Below are 19,504 nucleotides of genomic sequence, written 5' to 3'. Positions count from 1 at the left end.
CCGGTTGCTACGCGGTGGCCCCGACAGGCCGCAGCAGGCCGAGCGCCGCGGCGGCGACCTCGTCGGTGCCGATCCGCAGCAGCCGCGGGTCGGGGATGTCACCGTGCGGATCACCCGGCGGACCGGGCTTCCACAGCGCGATGTGGCGCTCCGCGCGGGGCGGGCCCCACAGCCGGGGCGCCACCGGGCCGAAGAGGGTCACGGACGGGGTGGCGTGCGCGACCGCGAGATGCGCCAGGCCGGTGTCTCCGCTGATGACGAGCTGGGCGTGGGCGACGAGCGCCGACAGTTCGCCGAATTTCAGCCCGCCCCGCAACAGGTCCCGCCGGGGCAGGCCGACGCGTTCCGCCAGGTCCAGGACCAGCGCGTCCTCGGCCGGCCCGCCGGTGAGGACGACCCGGTGACCGGCGGCCCGCACCCGCCGTACGACGACGGCGTACCGCTCGGCCGGCCAGCGACGGGCGGCGGACTGGGCCCCGGGATGGACGACGACGGCGCCCGGCGCCGGAGAAGGCGTGGCGGCCGGGGGCAGTAGTACGTCGTCGGGATCCGCGGCGATTCCGTAGGCCCGGAGGAAGCGGCACCACCGGTCGCGCTCATGCTCCTCCGCCCGCCACTCGGGCGGCCGGACGCCATCGGGTCCGGGTCCGGCGGCGAAGGCCAGCAGCCGGCGTGGTGCGAGGGCGGCCAGGGCGTCGCGGCTCTCGGGTCCGTTGCCGTGCAGGTCGACGCCGATGTCCGGCGGCGGCCCGGCCCAGTGACCGAGCGAGGGCACGCCCCGGCCCGGAGCCTCGGCCGGCAGAACGCGGTCCACCGCTCCGGTGGCCAGGGCGGCTTCGGTGAGCGCTGCCGGCACCGCCAGGACGATCTGATCCTGGGAGAACGCACGCCGGATGCCCCGCAGGGCGGGCACTCCCGTCAGCAGGTCGCCCAGGCCCAGGGCACGCAGGACGAGCACGCGGCGCGGCCGCTGGGGCAGGGCGGTCACCGTGGCCTCCGTCCACCGCCGGCGGCCTCCGGGCGCGGGGCCGCCCCGCGCGGGGCGAGGGCCGCTCGTTCGGCGAGGCCGGTGGTGGAACGGCCGTCGAGGTAGGGGAACAGGACGACCTGGCCGCCCCAGCTCTCCACGAGGGGTGCCTCGGGCAGGCTGGTCCTGGCGTAGTCGCCGCCCTTGGCCCAGATGTGCGGGCGCAGCTCGGCGAGAAGCCGTTCCGGGGTGTCCTCGTCGAACACGGCGACCGCGTCGACGCACTCCAGGGCGCGCAGCACACGAATGCGGTCCGCCTCCGGGACGAGCGGCCTGCCGTGGCCCTTGCGGCGGCGTACGGACGCGTCGGAGTTGACGCACACCACCAGGCAGTCCCCGGTGCGGCGGGCCGCCTGCAGCAGCGCGACGTGGCCGGCGTGCAGCAGGTCGAAGCAGCCGCCGGCGGCGACCACGGTCCCGCCCGCGGCCCGCACCCGCGCCGCCGTGCGCAGGGCGTCGTCCGTCGGTTCGGCGCCGGAGGACGAAGCCGGGGGTTCGCTCGGCGCGCTTTCGGGGGCGAGCGAGCGGACGCCGCCTTCGGCAACGTAACGGGTGGCGGCGTGCACCGCTTGCCGTACGGCGGTCTCCACGAGCTCGCCGTCCGCCAGAAGCCCGGCGGCGGTCGCCGCGAACCGGTCCCCGGCCCCGCAGGCGTCGCCCTCGGCCGTGACCGGCGACGGCACCAGAAGCGGTGTCTCGCCGTGCGACAGCAGCGCCCCGCGCCCGCCGAGCGTCACGGCAACGGAGACCGCCCGCCACGCCCGCACCAGCCGGCCGGCGTCCTGTGCCGCCGTGTGCAACTCACTGCCGGGGGCGGTTTCCCCGGCGTCGCCGGCGCGGCCCGCGAAGGCGTGCGCCTCGGCGGCGGAGGGCGTCGCCAGCCGGACGCCGGGTACCGGTGGTCGGCCGCGCGGATGCGGGTCCCAGGCGACCGGTACCCGCGTCGCCGCATCGGCCAGTGCCTCGCGCAGCACCTCGGCGGTGCCTCGGCCGTAGTCGGCGACGAGGACGGCTCCGGCCCGGGCGATCGCCCGTGCCGCCTCCTCGGTCGCCTCCCGGGCTCTGCCCTCACCGTCGTCCAGGCGCAGCAGCGGTCGTCCGTCGGCGAGGACGCGGGTCTTGCTGGACAAGGCCCCGGTGAGAGGGAGTTCCACCAGGTCGACGCGGTCGGCCAGAAGCCGGCGCAGTTCGGCGCTGTCGGGGTCGTCGCCCAGCGCGGTGACCAGTGTGACCGGTCGGCCGTCGGCCGCGGCGAGGCAGGCGGCGAGTGCGGCACCGCCGGGGCGGGTGGTGCGCCGGGGCTCGCTGACCACCGGTACGGGCGCGTCGGGAGCCAGCCGTGTCACGCGGCCGGAGACGTCGTGGTCGAGCAGGGCGTCCCCGACGACCAGCAGTGCGGCCGGGAGGGTCATGCGTCCTCCCCTCACAGTACTGGCCAGCGTTCCCGCGGCCGTTGCCGGTCGGCCGCCGGGCGCTGGTCGTCGGTGCGCCGCCGCCGGTGCGCCGCCTCCCTCTCCTCGACCGCCTGGTCGAACGCCTCGCAGAGCATGTGCACGGCCACGAGATGCAGCTCCTGAACCGTGGCGGCGGTCGCCCCTTCGACGCACAGGGCCTCGTCGGCGGCGCCCGCCAGCGGGTTGGGCGCCGGGCCGGTGAGGGCCCACACGGGCATGCCGAGGCGGCGGGCCTCGTTCGCCGCGACGAGCAGGTTGGCGCTGGCGCCGCTGGTGGACAGCAGCGCGAGGACATCCCCGGCCCGGCCGTGCGCGGCGACCTGGCGGGCGAAGATCTCCTGGACGCCGTAGTCGTTGGCGATGGCGGTGGTGGCGGATGTGTCGGCGTGCAGCGCCAGGGCGGAGAAGGCCGGGCGGTCGTCGCGGTAGCGGCCCACGAGTTCGGCCGTCAGGTGCTGGGCCTGGGCCGCGCTGCCGCCGTTGCCGGCGACGAGGAGCCTGGACCCCGCTCCGAGACGGGAGGCGAGGGAGGTGCCCCAGCGCCGCACCACTGGGGCGGCGTAGCCGCGGAACCCTTCGAGTGCCTTCATCAGATCGTCGCAGTGCGTGACATCGGTGGCGATGTTCATCGGACGGCTCCCGAGAGCGAGGGGACGGAGGAGACGGCGCTGTAGGCACGGGTGACGCCTTCGGCCACGCGGTCCCAGGTGTAGCGGGCGAGGACGCGGCGCCGCCCGGCGGCGCCGTAGCGGGCGAGCAGTTCCGGGTCGGCCAGGAGGCGGCGGACGGTCCCGCTGATGTCGTGGTCGTCGTCCGCCGGGACCAGGACGCCTGTCCTGCCGTCCACGACGGTGTCGAGCTGGCCACCGACGGCGGTGGCGAGGACCGGGGCGCAGCAGGCCATGGCCTCGACCGGGACGATGCCGAACGGCTCGTAGCGGGGAAGGGACAGCACCAGGTCCGCGCTGGACATCAGCGCCGGCATGCGCTCCCGGCTCACCCCGCCGAGCAGCGACACCCGGTCGGCCACGCCGCACTCGTCCGCGATCGCGCGCAGTCGCTCGGCCTCCGGTTCGGCGAGGAGCAGAGCGGGTTCGGGGCCGCCGGCGATGAGGAGTTCGGCGTCGGGGACGCCGGCGAGGGCGCGGACGGCGCGGTCGAAGCCCTTGCGGGGGACGAGGCGGCCGACCGCCAGCAGCCGCCGGGGCGCGGAGGCCGGGCGGCGGGCCTCGGCGACCGGGGCGAACTGCACGGGGTCCACACCGCACGGGACGACGGAGATGTGCCGTCGGGACAGTCCCATGGCCTCCAGTTCGGCCACCTCGTCCTCGCAGGTGGCGATGATGCGGCCGCACTCCCGGCCGACGGCCCTCTCGATAGCGATCCGGTCGGGCGGGCTGGTGTCGGCGGCGCCCTGGTGGCGCCGCTTCACGGTGCCGAGCGCGTGGTAGGTCTGCACGACGGGCACGCCGAGGCCGCGCGCGCCGGCGAGGGCCGCCCAACCGGACATCCAGAAGTGGGCGTGCACCACATCGGGTGGCTCCGCCGCCCACTCCCGCGCCAGGAAGTCGCCGAACTCCGGCATGTACGGCGGGAGTTCGTCCTTCGGTATCGGAGCCGCCGGTCCTGCGGGCACCTGGACGACCTTGAACCCGTCGGGCGTGGTGACCCGTTCGGGCAGCCGGCGATCGTCGCGCCGTGTGTACACGGTGACCTCGTGCCCCCGGCGGACCAGTTGCCCGGCTAGTTGTGCCACGTACACGTTCTGCCCGCCCGCGTCCGGTCCGCCGAGCGCGGCCAGCGGACTGGCGTGCTCGGAGACCATGGCGACGCGGCCGGCCGAGGGGTGGGTGCTCATCGGGTGACCTCCTTGATCAGGCGCTCCCAGTCGTCCCGGAAACGCCGCTCTCCGTAGCGGGCCTGTGCCGCGGCCCTGGCGGCCTCCCCCGTCAGCCGGGCGTGCTCGGGATCCGCGAGGAATCCGCGCATGGCGTCCTGAAGCACGTCGAGCCGGTTCGAGACCACCCCCGCCCCCTCCGGAACGGCCTCGCGCACCTCGGTGGTGTCCAGCGCCACGACCGGCATGCCCAGGAACATGGCCTCCAGCAGCGACAGTCCGAGGGACGTCCACCGGACGGGGTGCAGGTACATACGGCAGCGAGCCATCGCCGGGTGCAGGCCGCTCTGGGGCAGATCGCGGCTTCGGCACCGCTCCGGTGGCAGCCCGAGGCAGTCCGCGAGGCCCTCGGTGCGCATGCCGAAGACGTCCAGCGGCAGCATGCGGGCGAACGCGGGCAACAGGTCGGTTCCGGTCGTACGGCCGCGCCGTACGGGGTCGTTGACGACGACCGCGGCGCGCGGCTCCTCTCCGGTCCACAGGTGGCCGGGGTCGATGATCCCGTGCTCGATCACGGTGGTCGGGGCACGGCCGTTGTCCCACATCAGCCGGTTGAAGTGGGTGACGTGCACAAGGGTGATGTCGGCGCGGCCGGCCAGCGGGTGCCGGGTGTCCACGGGCGTCTCGTGCGGGCTGTTGTGTTCGACGTAGACGGCGGGCACGTCGGCGCCGGGGCGGCGGCCGGTCCACCACCGGGCCAGTTCGAGTTCGTGCGGCCGTTGCAGCACCATCAGGTCGATGTCGGCCCCCCGCAGCTCGTCGGGGCTCAACTCCCGTACATTCGGCGGCCATTGCCAGGTTCTCGCCCGGCCCAGGCCGTCCGGGCCGCGGTCGGGTGTCACGGGAACGAGGAAGGTGTACGCGCCCTGGACGAACGAGGTCAGCCAGGAACCGTGCACATGCCAGACAAGGACGTTCATGTGGACTCCCCCAGGAGTTTCTGCACCGCGGCCACCACGTCGTGCGCCGTGATCTCGTCGAGGCAGGGGTGGCCGGGTACGGGACAGTGCCGGGCCCTGGTGTCCGCGCACGGCGCTCGCTGGTCGCCGAGGAGCACGCTCGGCACGCCGTACGGCGCCCAGCGCTCGGCCGGCACCACGGGAGCGAACAGCGACACGACCGGTGTGCCGACGGCCGCCGCCAGATGGGCTGGGCCGGTGTTGCCGCACACCACGACATCGGCGGTGCGCAGCACTCCGACCAGCGTGCGCGGCGGGGTCCCGCCGCCGAGGTCGACGGCCGTGTCGCCGCTGACCTTCCGGGTGAGGCCGGCCTCGTCGGGGCCTCCGGTGACGACGACCCGGTGCCCCGCGTCGGTGAGCGCCTCGACGGCCTCGGCGCAGCGCTCGGGACTCCAGGCACGTGCGGGGACGCTGGCGCCGGGGTGGAGCACGACGTACGGGCCGTTGCCGGTGAGCGCGACGGTGTCGGGCGGCGGCAGCACGCGCAGCCGGCCGTCGTCCCCGGGGTGTGGCAGGAAGCCCATGGCGGCCGCGGTGTCCAGGGCGGCCTCGGCCTCGTGGCGGCCGGGCAGTCGCCGGTGCCGTACGTCGAGGAGGCTGCCCGGGTGGTCGACGCTGTCGGCGCCGATGCGCGGCACGCCGGCCAGGCGCAGCAACAGGGCGGTGGGCAGGGGGCTCTGGTGGAAGGAGGTGAGGACGAGCGCGGCGTCGAACGCGGCGTTGCGCAGGCGCCGTACGAGGCCGTCCACGTCGGCCTCATGGACGGTGGGCGGGTCGAATCCCTCCCAGGGTGCCTCCCACACGATCACGTCGTCGACGCAGGGCAGCAGTCGCGCGGCGGGTTCGCCGCGGGGGCCGCACACCATCGTGACGTGGGACGAGTGCCCCGCCACCGCTCGGACGGCGGGTCCGGCGAGCAGCACGTCGCCGAAGCTGTCGAGGCGTACCACCACTGTCTTCACGGGCGTTCACCCCGTGTCTCGGTGAGGAGCCGCCGAACCGCCGTGAGCAGGTCGGGGGCTGTGGTGGGCGCTGTCTCGACCTCCTCCGGCAGCGTGGCCGCGTTGGGCACGAGGACGCCGCGGGCGCCCGCGGCGAGTGCGGCCTCGATGTCGGCGCCGATGTCGCCGATGACCACGCACTGCGAGGGGGGCGCGCCCAGGCGTCGTGCGGCCTCGATGACCAGTCCCGGCCGGGGCTTGCGGCAGCCGCAGCCGGCTTCGGGCGGGTGCGGGCAGTAGACCCAGGTGCCGAGGCCGCCGAGCAGGGTGTCCGCGCGGTCGTTGACGCGGCGCACGTCGGTGTCCGTGAGCAGGCCGCGGCCGATGCCCGACTGGTTGCTGACCACGCCGGTCGGGATACGGGCGGCGCGCAGCAGGTCCAGTGCCTGCCGGACGCCGGGCAGGAGGCGTACCCGGGCGGGGTCGCCGTTGTAGGGGACGTCCTTGACCAGGGTGCCGTCGCGGTCGAAGAGGACGGCGGCGACACGCGTCCGGTGCGTGGTCGGCGGGGTCACGGGGTGCTCCTCAGGGGCGTGGCCCGGCGGTGCCGGATCAGGCCGTCCAGCCAGTGGCGGACGGCCAGCGGCGGGATGACCACGCTGGTGGCGATCATGGTGGTGATCTCGCGTGGGGTGCGGGGCCCCGGCTTGATACGGGCCAGCGCGAACTCGGCGGTGCCGAGCGCCCACAGCGCTCCCGCGATCCCGGCGGCCCGGCGCCGGCCGGTCAGCGCGAGTGCGGGGGCCGTGAGTGCCATGGCCGTCACGAGGGCGTGCCGGGGCAGTCGGCCGCGGGGCGCCCGGGCGCGCGCCCACCAGTCGGGGCCGTGCAGCCGGGTCATCAGGGCGTCGTCCGCGTTGCCGCGCTGGGCCCGTACCGACACCCAGGGGTCGGCCGCCCGCACCGGGTGGCGCGTGGTGCGTCCGCCGCGGTGCAGCGACCAGCCTGCCTCGCACACGCGCAGCGCCAGGTCGGCGTCCTCCCGGAAGGCCCGGCCGAACCGCTCGTCGAAGCCCTGAACATCTGTCAGTGCCGCAGTGCGGTAGGCCATGTCCGCGGTGGCCCAGGCGGCGTGTTCCAGTCCGGCCGTGCCGCGTTCCCAGTCGGTGGGCCTGCGGTCCTCGGGCAGGGGCACGTACAGCCTCCCCTGGATGCCGCCCGTGCGGGCGGCGGCCGCGCCGAGGTCGTCCGCGAGACGGCGGGACCAGTCGGGCAGCACCTGGACGTCGTCGTCGAGGAAGACGGTCCAGGGGGTACGGACCGTGCGCCAGCCGGCGTTGCGGGCGGCCGCCGGCCCCCGGCCGCCGGTGCGCAGGGTGCGCAGCCGTTCCCGCAGTTCGCCGGCTGCCTCCAGGGGCAGTGCGCCGGTGGGATCCGGGCGGTCGTCGATCACGACGACCTCCTCGGGTGGGTGGCCGCCGGCGGCGGCGAGCGCGCGCAGGCAGTCGGCGAGGCAGGGCCGCCCGATCGTCGGTATGACGACGGAGTAGGCGGGGGCGTCCGTCATGCGAACACCTTCTTCCGCCGGATCGCGAACGGCCCGAGGGCGAGCAGGTCCACGGGCGCGGAGCCGAAGCACTCCAGGGCGTCCCGCGGGTCGTCGACCATGGGCCGCCCTGCGGTGTTGAGGCTGGTGTTGACGACGACGGGCAGGCCGGTGAGGCGCTCGAACCCCTCGATCATGCGCGCGACCAGGGGTTCGTCCTGCCGGTCCACGGTCTGGATGCGAGCCGTGCCGTCCACGTGCACGACGGCCGGGATACGGTTCCGCCACTGCTTGGCCACCTCGTGCACGAACAGCATGTAGGGGCTGGGCAGCGGCCCGTCGAAGAGTTCCGCGGCCCGTTCGGCCAGGACCATGGGCGCGACGGGGCGGAACTCCTCGCGGCCCTTCACGGCGTTGAGGCGCTCCAGGTTTCCCTCGTGGCCGGGATGGGCGAGCAGTGAGCGGTGGCCGAGTGCCCGGGGTCCGTACTCGCTGCGGCCCTGGAACCAGGCGACGATGCCGTCCCCGGCGAGTTCGGCGGCGACGGTCTCGGCGATGTCGTCGGGTTCCTCGTAGGGTATGGCGGCGCGTTCCAGCCAGGCGCGCAGTTCGTCGTCGCTCCAGCCACGTCCGAGGGCGGCGGTCGGCATGGCCTCCACGGTGTCCTTCTGGTGGGCGACATGGAGCGCGGCGCCGAGTGCGGTGCCGGCGTCTCCGGCGGCGGGCTGCACCCAGATCCGGCGGAACGGCGTATCCCGGTGGAGCCGGGTGTTGGCCACGCAGTTGAGCGCCACACCGCCCGCGAGCGTCAGCACGTCCTCACCGGTACGGTCGTGCAGCCAGCGCGCGAGGCCCAGCAGGACCTCCTCCAGGCAGGCCTGCGCGCTGGCGGCGATGTCGGCGTGGTCCTGCGTCCAGGCGCTGTCCTTCGGCCGCGGCGGGACCAGCGACGCCCAGGGGACGGGGCGGGCCCGGAACCCGCCGTGGCCGTCCAGGTGGACGTACTCGCGCAACTGGTCGAGGTAGCGGGGCTTGCCGTAGGACGCCAGCGCCATCACCTTGAACTCGTCGCTGCTGCGCAGGAATCCGAGGTGCTGGGTGAGGTCCTCGTAGAACAGACCCATCGAGTCGGGCAGCGACTGCGAGGCCAGCACGGTGAGTTCGCGCTCCGTGTAGCGGCCGGCGAGGTGGGAGCCGCATTCGCCGCGGCCGTCCAGGACCAGTACCGCGCTGTCGGGGTAGGGGGCGGCCTGGCCGGCCGAGGCGGCGTGCGCGACATGGTGGGCGACGAAGCGGACCTTGTCCGGATCGAGCCCCGGCAGGACCTCGGCGAGGAACCGCGGTGCCTGGCGGGCGTACTCCTGGCGCAAGTGGTCCCAGGGATCGTTGAGGCCCAACTGGTCTGCGGACAGGGCCAGTTCCGGATCATAGGAGTAGGCGGCCGCGTCCAGGTCGGATGGGGTCAGGCCGGCCCGGTCCAGGCACCATCGGGCGGACAGTTCGGGCAGTTCCCAGGCGGAGAAGGGGACGGGCCGCTTGCCGTGCTTGCGCCGGCTGAAGCGCTCCTCCTCCGCCGCTGCCACGATCCTGCCGTCCATGACCAGGGCGGCGGCGGGGTCGTGGAAGAGGGCGTTGATTCCCAGGACACGCATGCGAAGCCTCCGTGCGGCGTACGGGAAGGGGCTGGGCTGTGTTGCCTACGGAGTCGTGCCGTCGGCGGGCTGCGCCGTGGCAAAGTAGGCGATGGTCTGCTTGATGCCCTCCTCCCAGGCCACGCGGGGCGTCCAGCCCAGCAGTTCCCGCGCCAGGCTCGTGTCCGGGCGGCGGCGCTGCGGATCGTCGGTCGGCCGGTCGATGTACACGATGCGGGAGGAGGATCCGGTCAGTTCGACCACGCGGTGCGCGATCTCGCGGACCGTGACCTCGTCGCTGCCGCCGATGTTGACGGGGCGGACCGAGTGGCTCGCCGCGACGAGCAGAATGCCGTCGACCGTGTCGTCCACGTAGCACAGGGACCGCGTCTGGCGTCCGTCCCCCGCCACGGTCAGGGGCTCGCCGGCCAGTGCCTGGCTGACGAAGGTGGGGACGGCGCGCCCGTCGTGTGCGCGCATGCGCGGACCGTAGGTGTTGAACAGGCGGACGATGCCGGCGTTCGCCTCCCTGACGCGTGCATGGGCGGTGACCAGTGCCTCGCCGAACCGTTTGGACTCGTCGTACACGCTGCGCGGGCCCACCGGATTGACGTTGCCCCAGTAGTCCTCGCGCTGCGGATGGACCAGCGGGTCGCCGTACACCTCGGACGTGGAGGCGAGCAGGAACCGGGCATCGTCGCGCTCCGCCACGGCCAGCACGTTGCGGGTGCCCAGGCTGCCGACGTCGAGCGTCTCCAGGGGCAGCCGGAGGTAGTCGACGGGTGAGGCGGGGCAGGCGAAGTGCAGGACCAGGTCGTACGGCCCTGGCAGCCGCTCCAGGGCGTCGGGCGCCGAGACGTCGCACTCGACGAACCGGAATCCGCGGCGGCCTTCGAGGTGCGCGACGTTCTCCCGCGCTCCGGAGGCCAGGTTGTCGGCGCAGTCGACTTCGACATCTGAATTCAGCAGGCGCTCGCAGAGGTGGCTGCCGAGGAAGCCGGCCCCGCCGGTCACCAGTGCCTGTTGCCATGTGCATGATGAGAATTCGCTCATGGAGCATCCTTCGTCCACGCACAGGGACCCGAGGCATGGGTGGCCCCCGGCACGCCTGTCGGCGCGGTCCAAGAGGGGAGTGAGGGCTTCGGCGGGCCCCGGAGAGCCGTCGCCGCTCCGTTTCGCAAGAGTGAAGGAACAGGGCGATGAGCGGCGGAGCCGCCCGGGCGAGTCGCCACTTCCTGACGTCGCAGTGACCCGGGGTTCTCGAGTCAGTTGTTTTCACACACTGATCCCTACTATGCGGTCGTTCCATGCGCCTCGCGACTTCCGTGTGAGTCCGCCGGCCGCGGGCACCCGGAGCTCTGGCGGGCCCGACCGGAGGGCCACACAGTTCTGGAGGTGCCGAACGTGGGTCATGGTGGGAATGTCATCGACGAGCTGGTGACGGATCACCGCGAGGTCGAGGAGCTCTTCGGCCGGATCGCAGCGCTTCCGCCCGGCGACAAGGACCGCAAGGTGTATGCCGACCAGGTCACGATGGAGCTGGTGCGGCACTCGGTGGCCGAGGAGGAGTACCTGTATCCGGCGGTGCGCGAGCACATCGCGGGCGGGGACGCCCTCGCCGACAAGGAGATCGAGGATCACTCCAGGGCCGAGCAGATCATGAAGGACCTGGAGGGGTACGAGGCCGGGGACCCGGAATTCGACCGGCTCATCGCGACGCTGATGACGGAGATCCGCTCGCACGTCGCCGACGAGGAGCAGAACCTCTTCCCCAGGCTGCGCGCGGCGTGTCCGCCGGAGGCGCTCGACGAGCTGGGCGACAAGGTCCGTCGGGCGAAGAAGCTGGCACCGACCCGCCCGCACCCGTCGGCCCCGGACACACCGCCGGCCAACAAACTGCTGGCCCCGGGAGCCGGCCTGGTGGACCGCTTGCGGGACGCGCTGACGGGCCGCGGCAAGAAGGACTGATCGCCCGCGGGTGGAAGGTGAGGCGGTCCGGTCCCGCGGGGGCTGTGAGCAACCACACTCGATCAACCAAATAGACCGGTTCACGGGGCTGTTGACCCCCGGGGCGGCGATGCGGCAGTGGCACGTGTCGCCGCCCCGGGGGTCCGGTCTGTCACGATGGTCCGCGCCGTCATCGACTCGGTGGAACCGCCGCGCGACGCAGCCGGTGATCTCTGGTTCCCCAGTCCCTCCTGTGACTCCTCCTGGTTGTCGAGTACCACACTGTGTCTTCCGCCCCCGCCCGGCCCACGCCTGCGCCGAAATCCGTTTCCGTCCCCTCCGAGGGAGTGTCCCGCTCGACGTGGCGGTCGCTGAGGCACCGCAGCATGCGCTGGTGGTCCGTCGCCAACTTCCTGTCGAACGCCGGTACGTGGATGCAGCTCACGGTGCAGAACCTGCTCGTCCTCCAGATCACCGGCTCCGCCGCGGCGACGGGCCTGTCGATGTCCGTCCAGGCCACCCCCGCCCTGTTCATGAGCCTGCTGGGCGGGACCGCCGTCGACCGCTGGCCCCTCAAGCTGACGGCGGCGGTGAGCCAGGCGCTGCTCGGCGCGGTCGCCTTCACCACGGCCGTACTGGTGGCACTGGACCAGCTCGACATGACGACCCTGATGGTGCTGGCGGCCGTGACCGGCATCATCGCCACCGTCGACGGACCGGCGTGCGCTCTGCTGGGCAACGACCTCGTCCCCGTGGCGGACGTTCCCTCCGCCATCGGCGTCGGCGCGCTGGTGTACAACGCGGGCCGGCTCGTGGGCACCGCCCTGGCCGGTGTGACGGTCGGCTTCCTCGGCACGTCCGCCGCGTACGCCGCCAACGGACTGTCCTTCCTCGTCGTGGCCTCGGTGATCCCCTTTCTGCGTCCGGCACCTGGCGCGGTCCGCCACGCCACCCGCGTGCGCGCCGCTCCCCGTGGTGACCGCGCCGAGGCAGGCGGCGACCTGTCCGTCCGCCAGGGCCTGCGCTACTTCGCGCGCCGCCCCCGCCTGGTCGCGCTCGCCGCCGTCACCGGGCTCAGCTCGGTCTTCGGCCGCAATTACGGCCTCACTCTGGCCGTCCTCGTCACCGGCCCGCTCGCGGGCGGCGCCGGCTCCTTCGGGACGGTCTCCACGGTGCTCGCCGTCGGCGGCATCCTGGGCGCGGTGCTCGGCGCCCGGCTGCGTCGGCCCTCCGTCCGGCTCGTGGGTACGCTCGCGGCAGCCGGTGCCCTGCTTCAGGTGGCGGCTGGGCTGTCCCCGTCGCTGGCGGTGCTGCTGGTCCTGGTGCTGCCGATGGCCGTCGTGGAGTCCGTCTCCGACACCGCCGGAACCGCCGTGCTGCAGACGGACCCGCCCGCTCACCTGCGGGGGCGGGTCCTCGGAGTGTGGAGCAGCATCGGGACCGTCTGGGGACTCGGCGGCCCGCCGACGCTGGGCCTCCTGATGGAGCGGGCCGGTGCCCGTGGCGCCCTGGTGACGGGCGGACTGATCATCGCGGGCGCGATCGCAGCGGGCTTCGTCCTCCGTGCCCGCCGGACGCCGGCACCGGTGATCCTGCCGGCCAAGGACGGCGACGTCACGGGAAGAGCGGCGCTGGGCACAGCCGCCTGACGGACAGCGCGGCGGCCGAGGCGCGAGGCAGTGTCGTACGCCCGCCGAAACGGGGTGTGCGTCGGCCTCGGGCGGTGGCGGCCACCGTCACCTCCGATGAGAGCGGGTACCGACCCCGGCGCGCCGCCGGCGTGGCCGGGCAGAGCCGGTTCGGGTCTGCCGCCGCGAACCGGTCTCAGTTCACGTGACCACATGGGCCCGCCCCGCAAACGGCCGGTTGCTTCTGACCGACGTACCGGTATCCATGACGGAGAGCTCGGCATGCCCGGCGAAGTACGCGTCGCGCGGCCCCGTCTATCGCCGTGACCAGCGCCCCGTCGGCATCGCCGCGCCCGGAGACGGCAAGGATGACCGTTCCATCAGGACTGCGATGGCCATCGCCGCACCGTTAGACTCGCCACATGCCCACGTCAGCCCCGCCCCGCAACCGGTTCGAGCGGCGCCGCGCCGAGACCCGTCAGGCGCTCGTCCGTGCGGCCCGGCAGATCCTCGCCGAGACCGGTGACACCAGCGCCAGCATTCAGGCGATCGCAGAACGTGCGGACGTCGGCTTCGGCTCCTTCTACAACCATTTCGAGTCGAAGACAGAGTTGTTCGAGGCGGCGGTGGTGGACGCCCTGGAGGAGTTCGGCCAGACGTTCGATGAGCGCCTGGTGGGCATCGACGACCCGGCGGAACTCGTCGCGGCGGGTTTCCGGCTCAGCGCACGCCTGACCACGTCGCACCCGGAGTTGATGCAGGTGCTGCGCCGGCGCGGCCTCGGTCACATCCACTCGGACAACGGACTGGCCAACCGGGCTTCGCGGGACCTTCAGGCCGGCATCACCTCCGGCCGCTTCAACGCCCTGGACCCGACGATCGCCCTCTCCGGTCTGGGTGGCCTCCTGCTGTCCCTGGTGGAGCTGCGGTTCTCCCGCCCCGACCTGGACGGCGACGAGGCCGCGGTGAGCCTCGCGGAGATGGCCCTGCTCATGCTGGGCGTCCCGCCGGCGGACGCCCACGAGGTCGCCCGGCGCCCCCTCCCCGACCTCGTCTGAGCATCCTCCGGCGCCGCCCGCCCGCGACTTCGGTTTCGCGGTCGCCGCCCGCGCGGAGGGTGAGCTGTGGCTGCGCAGCACACCGTGCATGGTGATCCGCAAAGGCCGCGGGACGCGGACGTTCCCGGTGGCCGGAAGGCCGTGCACCTGCTCGACCCGTACGGCTTCCCGGTACGGGGGGTGCACTGCGGCGAGGAGCCGGCGGCGCTGCCCGAGCAGCGGCCGCTCGCCCTCAGCCGTCGGGTGAGCGTCCCGCCCCCGCTCGGCCTGTTGGGGCACGCTGCCGGTCCGGCCAGTATGTGGATGGGAAAATCCAGTTCATCAGTCCGCAAATCGATCACTGGATCGGTGTAATCGGCACAGATGCCGGACCCAAAAGCGATCTAGCTTCGGAGTGCACGGGGGCCGTACGGACCAGAAAGGCATCGAGGCACTCATGCCCATCCCGCATACCGACGTCATGACCGCACCCGAGTTCGACACCCTGACCGCTTCGCCCGGACCCGACCGCCCGCCCGTCGACGACCTGCTCCTGCCGGTCGACGAACTGCCCGCGAACGCGTCCTCGCCCGGACCCGACCGCCCGCCCGTCGACGACCTGCTCCTGCCGGTCGACGAACTGCCCGCGAACGCGTCCTCGCCCGACCTGGTCGGCCGCCGCGTGCGCGACGAGCTCATGCTCGACGGCAACGCACGGCTCAACCTCGCCACCTTCGTGACCACGTGGATGGAACCGCAGGCTCGGCAGCTGATGGCCGAGACCGCGGAGAAGAACCTCGCGGACCGCGCGGAGTACCCGCAGATCACCGCGATGGAGGAGCGCTGCGTGCGGATGCTCGCCCGGCTCTGGCACGCGCCGTACCCGGAGCAGGTCCGCGGCTGCTCCACCACCGGTTCGAGCGAGGCGGCCATGCTCGGCGGCCTCGCGCTCAAGCGCCGCTGGCAGGCACGCCGGCGGGCCCAGGGCAAGGACACCGCACACCCGAACATCGTGATGGGCGCGAACGTCCAGGTGTGCTGGAAGAAGTTCGCCAACTACTTCGAGGTGGAACCGCGTTACGTCCCGATGGAACCGGGCCGCTACCACCTCACGCCGGACACGCTCACCGCGTACTGCGACGACAACACGATCGGTGTCGTCACCGTCCTCGGGTCCACGTTCGACGGCTCCTACGAGCCCGTCTCGGACATCTGCCTGGCCCTGGACGGATACCAGGCCGCCACCGGCACCGACATCCCCGTGCATGTCGACGGCGCGTCCGGCGCCATGGTGGCCCCCTTCCTCGACCCGGGCCTGCTCTGGGACTTCCAGCTCGAACGCGTCGCCTCCATCAACACCTCGGGGCACAAGTACGGGCATGTCTTCCCCGGACTGGGCTGGGCCCTGTGGCGCAACGCCGAGGCCCTCCCCGACGACCTGGTCTTCGAGGTCGACTACCTCGGCGGCCGCTCCCCCAGCTTCACCCTCAACTTCTCCCGCCCGGGCGCGCACGTCGTCGCGCAGTACTACAGCTTCCTGCGGTACGGCTTCGAGGGGCTGCGGAACCTGGCGAGCCAGAGCCGTACGACGGCCCGTGCCCTGGCCACGCGCATCCAGGGCATCGCGCCCTACGAACTGGTCACCGACGGTTCGGAACTGCCAGCCTTCGCCTTCCGTCTGGCCCCCGGCACCGAGGGCATGACGGTCTTCGACGTCTCCCAGGCCATGCGCGCCCGCGGCTGGCACCTGCCCGCGTACACCTTCCCCGCGCCCTGCCAGGACGTCTCCGTCCTGCGTCTCGTCGTACGCACCGGGTTCACGGCCGAACTCGCGGGCATGTTCGTCGCCGACCTGACCGAGGTCACGCACCGACTGCACCGCGGCCGCCCGACACCCCCAGCGCCGCTGACCCCCCTGACGGCGACCTGAGACGGAGAGCGGTCGCCGGCATCCCGTCATCTGCCGAACCGTCGGATCGCCGAACCGTCGACAGCCGAACCGAACCGGCCACGGGCGCCTTTACAGCACTCTCACAGAACCCACCCTGCGCTTGATGTTTCAAGTGTTAGGCTCGCGGCCACTCCCCCACCTGCCTCAGGAGAATCACTGTGCGGGACGGCAACGTAGTGGTGGTCGGCGGCGGTTACGCGGGCATACGGCTGGCGAAGAAGCTGGATACGGCGGCGCATGTCACGCTCGTGGACCGCAAGGAGGTCTTCTTCCACCGCGTCGCCTCCCTGCGGGCGGGTGTGCGCCCGGAGTGGACGGGGGCCCCGTTCATCCCGTACGACCGGCTGCTGACCAACGGCCGTGTCGTCGTGGGCAAGGCGGTCCGCGTCGACACCGTCGAGCGCCGGGTCACCCTCGCCACGGGCGACCTGCTGCCGTACGACGTGCTGGTCATCGCCACCGGCGCCGACTACCCCGAACCGGCCCGCTTCGTCGGCTCCACCCCCGACGAGGCCGCGAAGGCCTTCGCCGAGCACCAGCACAACATCGCCGCCGCCGACCACATCCTGGTCGTCGGCGGCGGTCCCTCCGGCGTCGAACTCAGCGCCGAGATCCGGCTGGCCCGGCCGGACGCGCGGGTGACCCTCGCGCACTCCGGGCAGGAACTGCTGCACTCCACGGGCAGCGCCCGCGCCGGCCGCAGGGCGCGGACCTGGCTGGAGGCCCACGACGTGGCGGTCCGGCTGGACTCCTTCATGTCCCCCGGCAACGACTTCGGCACCTACCGCGACGCCCATGGCACCGTCCTCGCCGCCGACCTCTCCTTCTGGGCGACGGGCACCACACCCAACACCCTCTGGCTGCGCCTGGCCGGGCACGGCGACTGGCTCACCGGGACGGGACACGTCAAGGTCGACCGGACGCTCCGGATCGAGAGCAGGCCGGACGTGTTCGCGGTCGGTGACGTGAACGACGTCACCGAGCTGAAGGTCACCCCCGCCGCGCTCGCCCAGGCGGAGGTCGCCGCCCACAACATCCTTGCCTACCTGCGCAGTTCGGGACGGCACAGCAAGAAGCCGCGCGCCTACCGGGCCGTCCGCCGCACCCCGCTCATCGTGCCCTTCGGTCCGGCCGACGGCGTGACCGTGCTGCCCGTTCCGCTCGGCGAGAGCGCGGTCCTCGGCACCCGGGCCACCGCCATGGCCAAGGCGAAGACCCTCATGACCCCTTATATGAGACGCCAGCTCGGCTACACCTCGACCTGACCGCGCCCGGGCGCGCCGGTCGCGCTTCTGGTGCACGGCTGGGGCGGGGACGGCCGACGACCTCGCCGCGCTGCTCGGCGGTCCGGGCGCGTCCCGCTGACCGAGCGGACCAGCCCCGGATGCCGTACCGCCGGCAGATTGACGACCTGGCCGCCCGTCGCCCTCGATCCGGCGCACGACGCGCACCGCGCACGGGGACGAGGTAGCGGGGATCCCGGCACGGCTGGCCGAGTACCGGGCGCGAGGGGCGCGCGGCGGCCGACTTCGTCGCCGGTGCCTTCTCGGCGAGCGCCCCGGCCGGGCTGCGGACGGGCCCGTGTGCGCACGATGCGGTACGCGGATCCGGGCGCGGTGGGGGTCCGTGCGACCAGCGAGGGGTATCCGCGCCGTCGCACCCGGCGGGCGCTCACCGTGAACCTCGGCGGAGGCGGCCGCCTGGGAGCGCGGGACGGTGCGGGTGCCGGGCTCCCGGGTCGAGCACTGGGCGGCCGTGTGCGACCACCCCCGCGACGAAGCGCGGTCCTCCCCCACTGTCCGGGCGTCCGAGCCGCCGTCACGTGACACTTGAGGGAAGCGACCGGCGAGCGGGACAGGGAGGCGAGGACGGTGATCGCCGTCAATCCGACGGACAGTGCCTCGTTGCTCGCCGCCTTCGGGGCCATGGCCGTACTGGTGGTGATCTTCGCTGAGTCGGGGCTGCTGGTCGTCGGTTTCTTCCTGCCGGGTGACACCCTGCTCTTCCCGGCCGGTGTGCTGTGCGCGGCGAACGCGGACCGGCCACCCTCGCTGGAGCTGTGGCAGGTGCTGGTGTGTGCGGCCGTCGGCGCGGTGGCGGGCGGCCAGGTGGGCTATCTGATCGGGCGGCACGGCGGGCGACCGCTGCTGACCCGCACCTCCAACCGGCGGGTGAAGACCGGGGCGGCCCGGGCGGAGCAGCTGCTGGCCCGCTACGGGTACGGCAAGGCGCTGGTGATCGGCCGCTTCGTGCCGCTGCTGCGGACGGTGCTGCATCCGGCGGCCGGGGCGCTCGGGGTGCCCCTGCGGCCGTTCACCCTCTGGCAGGTGGTCGGTGGTGTGCTCTGGTCACAGACCTTCGTCCTCGCCGGGTACGTCCTGGGCTCGTCGGTCTCGCACATCGACCGCTATCTGCTGCCGCTGGTCGGCGTGATCGTCGTACTGTCCCTGTTGCCCGCGCTCACCGAGGCGCGCCGGGCGCGGCGTGACCGGTAACCCGGTTCAGGGTTCCCAGTGGGCCAGGCTGTGCAGGGCCGCGGCGGTGTCGGTGAAGCGATCGGCGCCGAGCAGTGCGCGCAGCTCGGCGTTGAAGCGGTCGATCTCCGGCCGGGCCGTGTCGAGTACGCCGGCCCCGCGTTCGGTCAGTTCCAGTACGACGGCTCGGTGTTCGTCCGGGTGCCGGCGCTTGGTGACGAGGCCGGCGTCCAGGAGGCGCCGGACCAGCGCGGTGATCCCGGACTCGCGCTGCTGAAGGGCCTGGGCCAGTTGCTGCTGGGTGATGCCGGGAGCGTCGCTGAGCGCCAGCAGGGCGCCGAGCTGGGCCGTGGTGATCCCGGCGGCGGCCAGCAGACGCCGGTCGGCCGTGGTGCGCAGCTGGTGTGCGGCGCGTTGCAGCAGGAAGAAGAGGCGCTGGTCGGGCTGGGACATGGGCGGAATCTTGACAGACGGGACAGCCGGGCGCCATTCTCACTTCACCAGTGAATCGAAACCCGGTGCGGGGTGGCGAGTGTGAACGAGACGCCCGATCTGGCCTCGGCACAGAAGATCCTGGCGGCGCAGCCCTTCAGTGTGCTGCTGGGCACCCGGCTGGCGGCCTTCGGCGGCGGAGAGGCGACGCTGGAACTGGACAACCGCGAGGAGCTGCGCCAGCAGTACGGGTACGTGCATGGCGGGGTCCTCGCCTATGTGGCGGAGAACGCGATGGCGTTCGCCGCCGGCACCGTGCCCGGGAACCGGCCGCTCACCACCGGATTCACCATCGACTACGTACGCCCGGCCGACGGCGAGTCCGTACGCGCCCGGGCCCGGGTGGTGCGGGCCGGGCGCAGCCTCGCCGTCTGCCGCTGTGATCTGACCAGCGTCGGTGGCGACGGCAGCGAGACGCTGTGCGCGGTCGCCCAGGGCACCATCTCGTTCGCGCCCGGGGGTGGGGGCGAGGGCGACGGGGCCTGACCGCGCTGCCACGGTCGCCGTCGGATTGCCT

The 19,504-nt window shown here is 73.3% G+C and carries 18 protein-coding genes and 1 pseudogene; 8 read left to right on the top strand and 11 right to left on the bottom strand.

The window, feature by feature from the left end:
* Positions 1-7: 7 nt before the first annotated feature.
* From ABTY98_RS20105 to ABTY98_RS20060, 10 genes are read right to left on the bottom strand one after another with little or no spacing between them, the layout of a single operon-like run.
* Positions 8-988 carry a glycosyltransferase family 9 protein gene (locus ABTY98_RS20105; protein ID WP_352222261.1) on the bottom strand — a complete coding sequence of 327 codons (981 nt, stop codon included), beginning with the start codon at positions 986-988 and terminating at the stop codon, positions 8-10.
* Positions 985-2,439, bottom strand: a complete 1,455-nt coding sequence (rfaE2, locus tag ABTY98_RS20100) for a D-glycero-beta-D-manno-heptose 1-phosphate adenylyltransferase (protein ID WP_352222260.1) — start codon at positions 2,437-2,439, stop codon at positions 985-987. Before rfaE2 ends, ABTY98_RS20105 begins: the two co-directional genes overlap by 4 nt.
* Positions 2,440-2,450: 11 nt before the next feature.
* Positions 2,451-3,110 carry a D-sedoheptulose-7-phosphate isomerase gene (locus ABTY98_RS20095; RefSeq protein ID WP_352222259.1) on the bottom strand — a complete coding sequence of 220 codons (660 nt, stop codon included), beginning with the start codon at positions 3,108-3,110 and terminating at the stop codon, positions 2,451-2,453.
* Positions 3,107-4,339, bottom strand: coding sequence for a glycosyltransferase (locus ABTY98_RS20090; protein ID WP_352222258.1), 1,233 nt, complete (start codon positions 4,337-4,339; stop codon positions 3,107-3,109). The genes ABTY98_RS20095 and ABTY98_RS20090 overlap by 4 nt, the downstream gene beginning before the upstream one ends.
* Entirely contained in the window at positions 4,336-5,298 is a 963-nt protein-coding gene (locus tag ABTY98_RS20085) for a glycosyltransferase (RefSeq protein ID WP_352222257.1), read from the bottom strand. Before ABTY98_RS20085 ends, ABTY98_RS20090 begins: the two co-directional genes overlap by 4 nt.
* Positions 5,295-6,302 carry a glycosyltransferase family 9 protein gene (locus tag ABTY98_RS20080; RefSeq protein ID WP_352222256.1) on the bottom strand — a complete coding sequence of 336 codons (1,008 nt, stop codon included), beginning with the start codon at positions 6,300-6,302 and terminating at the stop codon, positions 5,295-5,297. The genes ABTY98_RS20085 and ABTY98_RS20080 overlap by 4 nt, the downstream gene beginning before the upstream one ends.
* Positions 6,299-6,856 (bottom strand): D-glycero-alpha-D-manno-heptose-1,7-bisphosphate 7-phosphatase, encoded by a 558-nt coding sequence (locus ABTY98_RS20075; RefSeq protein WP_352222255.1) that lies wholly within the window; start codon positions 6,854-6,856, stop codon positions 6,299-6,301. Before ABTY98_RS20075 ends, ABTY98_RS20080 begins: the two co-directional genes overlap by 4 nt.
* A complete protein-coding gene (locus tag ABTY98_RS20070; RefSeq protein ID WP_352222254.1) occupies positions 6,853-7,848 on the bottom strand; it encodes a glycosyltransferase family 2 protein in 996 nt (331 codons plus the stop codon). Before ABTY98_RS20070 ends, ABTY98_RS20075 begins: the two co-directional genes overlap by 4 nt.
* Positions 7,845-9,479 (bottom strand): carbamoyltransferase family protein, encoded by a 1,635-nt coding sequence (locus ABTY98_RS20065; protein ID WP_352222253.1) that lies wholly within the window; start codon positions 9,477-9,479, stop codon positions 7,845-7,847. The genes ABTY98_RS20070 and ABTY98_RS20065 overlap by 4 nt, the downstream gene beginning before the upstream one ends.
* A gap of 45 nt (positions 9,480-9,524) precedes the next feature.
* Positions 9,525-10,511, bottom strand: a complete 987-nt coding sequence (locus tag ABTY98_RS20060) for an NAD-dependent epimerase/dehydratase family protein (RefSeq protein ID WP_352222252.1) — start codon at positions 10,509-10,511, stop codon at positions 9,525-9,527.
* A gap of 351 nt (positions 10,512-10,862) precedes the next feature.
* On the opposite strand from ABTY98_RS20060, the gene ABTY98_RS20055 reads away from it, so the two are divergent.
* The 7 genes and pseudogenes from ABTY98_RS20055 to ABTY98_RS20025 all read left to right on the top strand — a co-directional run bounded on the left by ABTY98_RS20055 (position 10,863) and on the right by ABTY98_RS20025 (position 18,516).
* Positions 10,863-11,426 carry a hemerythrin domain-containing protein gene (locus ABTY98_RS20055; RefSeq protein WP_352222251.1) on the top strand — a complete coding sequence of 188 codons (564 nt, stop codon included), beginning with the start codon at positions 10,863-10,865 and terminating at the stop codon, positions 11,424-11,426.
* A 326-nt stretch (positions 11,427-11,752) separates the two neighbouring features.
* Complete coding sequence (locus tag ABTY98_RS20050; RefSeq protein WP_352222250.1) at positions 11,753-13,054, top strand: MFS transporter; 1,302 nt, start codon at positions 11,753-11,755, stop codon at positions 13,052-13,054.
* A 401-nt stretch (positions 13,055-13,455) separates the two neighbouring features.
* A complete protein-coding gene (locus tag ABTY98_RS20045) occupies positions 13,456-14,091 on the top strand; it encodes a TetR/AcrR family transcriptional regulator (RefSeq protein WP_352222249.1) in 636 nt (211 codons plus the stop codon).
* Between the two features lie 19 nt (positions 14,092-14,110).
* Positions 14,111-14,328, top strand: a pseudogene (locus ABTY98_RS20040) (VOC family protein); the annotation flags it as partial.
* A gap of 223 nt (positions 14,329-14,551) precedes the next feature.
* On the top strand, positions 14,552-16,000 hold the full coding sequence (gad, locus tag ABTY98_RS20035) for a glutamate decarboxylase (RefSeq protein WP_352222248.1): 1,449 nt from the start codon (positions 14,552-14,554) through the stop codon (positions 15,998-16,000).
* A gap of 179 nt (positions 16,001-16,179) precedes the next feature.
* Complete coding sequence (locus ABTY98_RS20030) at positions 16,180-17,286, top strand: NAD(P)/FAD-dependent oxidoreductase (protein ID WP_352222247.1); 1,107 nt, start codon at positions 16,180-16,182, stop codon at positions 17,284-17,286.
* A gap of 606 nt (positions 17,287-17,892) precedes the next feature.
* The gene (locus ABTY98_RS20025; RefSeq protein WP_352222246.1) at positions 17,893-18,516 is read left to right on the top strand and encodes a DedA family protein; all 624 of its coding nucleotides are present in this window, start codon (positions 17,893-17,895) and stop codon (positions 18,514-18,516) included.
* Between the two features lie 6 nt (positions 18,517-18,522).
* Here ABTY98_RS20025 and ABTY98_RS20020 read toward each other — a convergent pair whose 3' ends face one another.
* Positions 18,523-18,948, bottom strand: coding sequence for a MarR family winged helix-turn-helix transcriptional regulator (locus tag ABTY98_RS20020; protein WP_352222245.1), 426 nt, complete (start codon positions 18,946-18,948; stop codon positions 18,523-18,525).
* Between the two features lie 81 nt (positions 18,949-19,029).
* Between ABTY98_RS20020 and ABTY98_RS20015 the strand changes: the two genes are divergently transcribed.
* Entirely contained in the window at positions 19,030-19,473 is a 444-nt protein-coding gene (locus ABTY98_RS20015; RefSeq protein WP_352222244.1) for a PaaI family thioesterase, read from the top strand.
* The last annotated feature ends 31 nt before the right edge of the window (positions 19,474-19,504 follow it).

Source organism: Streptomyces sp. NPDC096040, assembly GCF_040303265.1.
In the GTDB taxonomy this organism is placed as follows: Bacteria; Actinomycetota; Actinomycetes; order Streptomycetales; family Streptomycetaceae; genus Streptomyces.
The sequence above is the reverse complement of the archived record's forward strand: the minus strand, read 5'-3'. Positions and strand labels throughout refer to the sequence as shown.

What these genes read in the sequence shown, in the direction of transcription:
- rfaE2 (WP_352222260.1), bottom strand. Translation starts at nt 2,439, where the DNA reads ATGACCCTCCCGGCCGCACTGCTGGTCGTCGGGGACGCCCTGCTCGAC.
- ABTY98_RS20095 (WP_352222259.1), bottom strand. Translation starts at nt 3,110, where the DNA reads ATGAACATCGCCACCGATGTCACGCACTGCGACGATCTGATGAAGGCA.
- ABTY98_RS20090 (WP_352222258.1), bottom strand. Translation starts at nt 4,339, where the DNA reads ATGAGCACCCACCCCTCGGCCGGCCGCGTCGCCATGGTCTCCGAGCAC.
- ABTY98_RS20085 (WP_352222257.1), bottom strand. Translation starts at nt 5,298, where the DNA reads ATGAACGTCCTTGTCTGGCATGTGCACGGTTCCTGGCTGACCTCGTTC.
- ABTY98_RS20070 (WP_352222254.1), bottom strand. Translation starts at nt 7,848, where the DNA reads ATGACGGACGCCCCCGCCTACTCCGTCGTCATACCGACGATCGGGCGG.
- ABTY98_RS20065 (WP_352222253.1), bottom strand. Translation starts at nt 9,479, where the DNA reads ATGCGTGTCCTGGGAATCAACGCCCTCTTCCACGACCCCGCCGCCGCC.
- ABTY98_RS20060 (WP_352222252.1), bottom strand. Translation starts at nt 10,511, where the DNA reads ATGAGCGAATTCTCATCATGCACATGGCAACAGGCACTGGTGACCGGC.
- ABTY98_RS20045 (WP_352222249.1), top strand. Translation starts at nt 13,456, where the DNA reads ATGCCCACGTCAGCCCCGCCCCGCAACCGGTTCGAGCGGCGCCGCGCC.
- gad (WP_352222248.1), top strand. Translation starts at nt 14,552, where the DNA reads ATGACCGCACCCGAGTTCGACACCCTGACCGCTTCGCCCGGACCCGAC.
- ABTY98_RS20020 (WP_352222245.1), bottom strand. Translation starts at nt 18,948, where the DNA reads ATGTCCCAGCCCGACCAGCGCCTCTTCTTCCTGCTGCAACGCGCCGCA.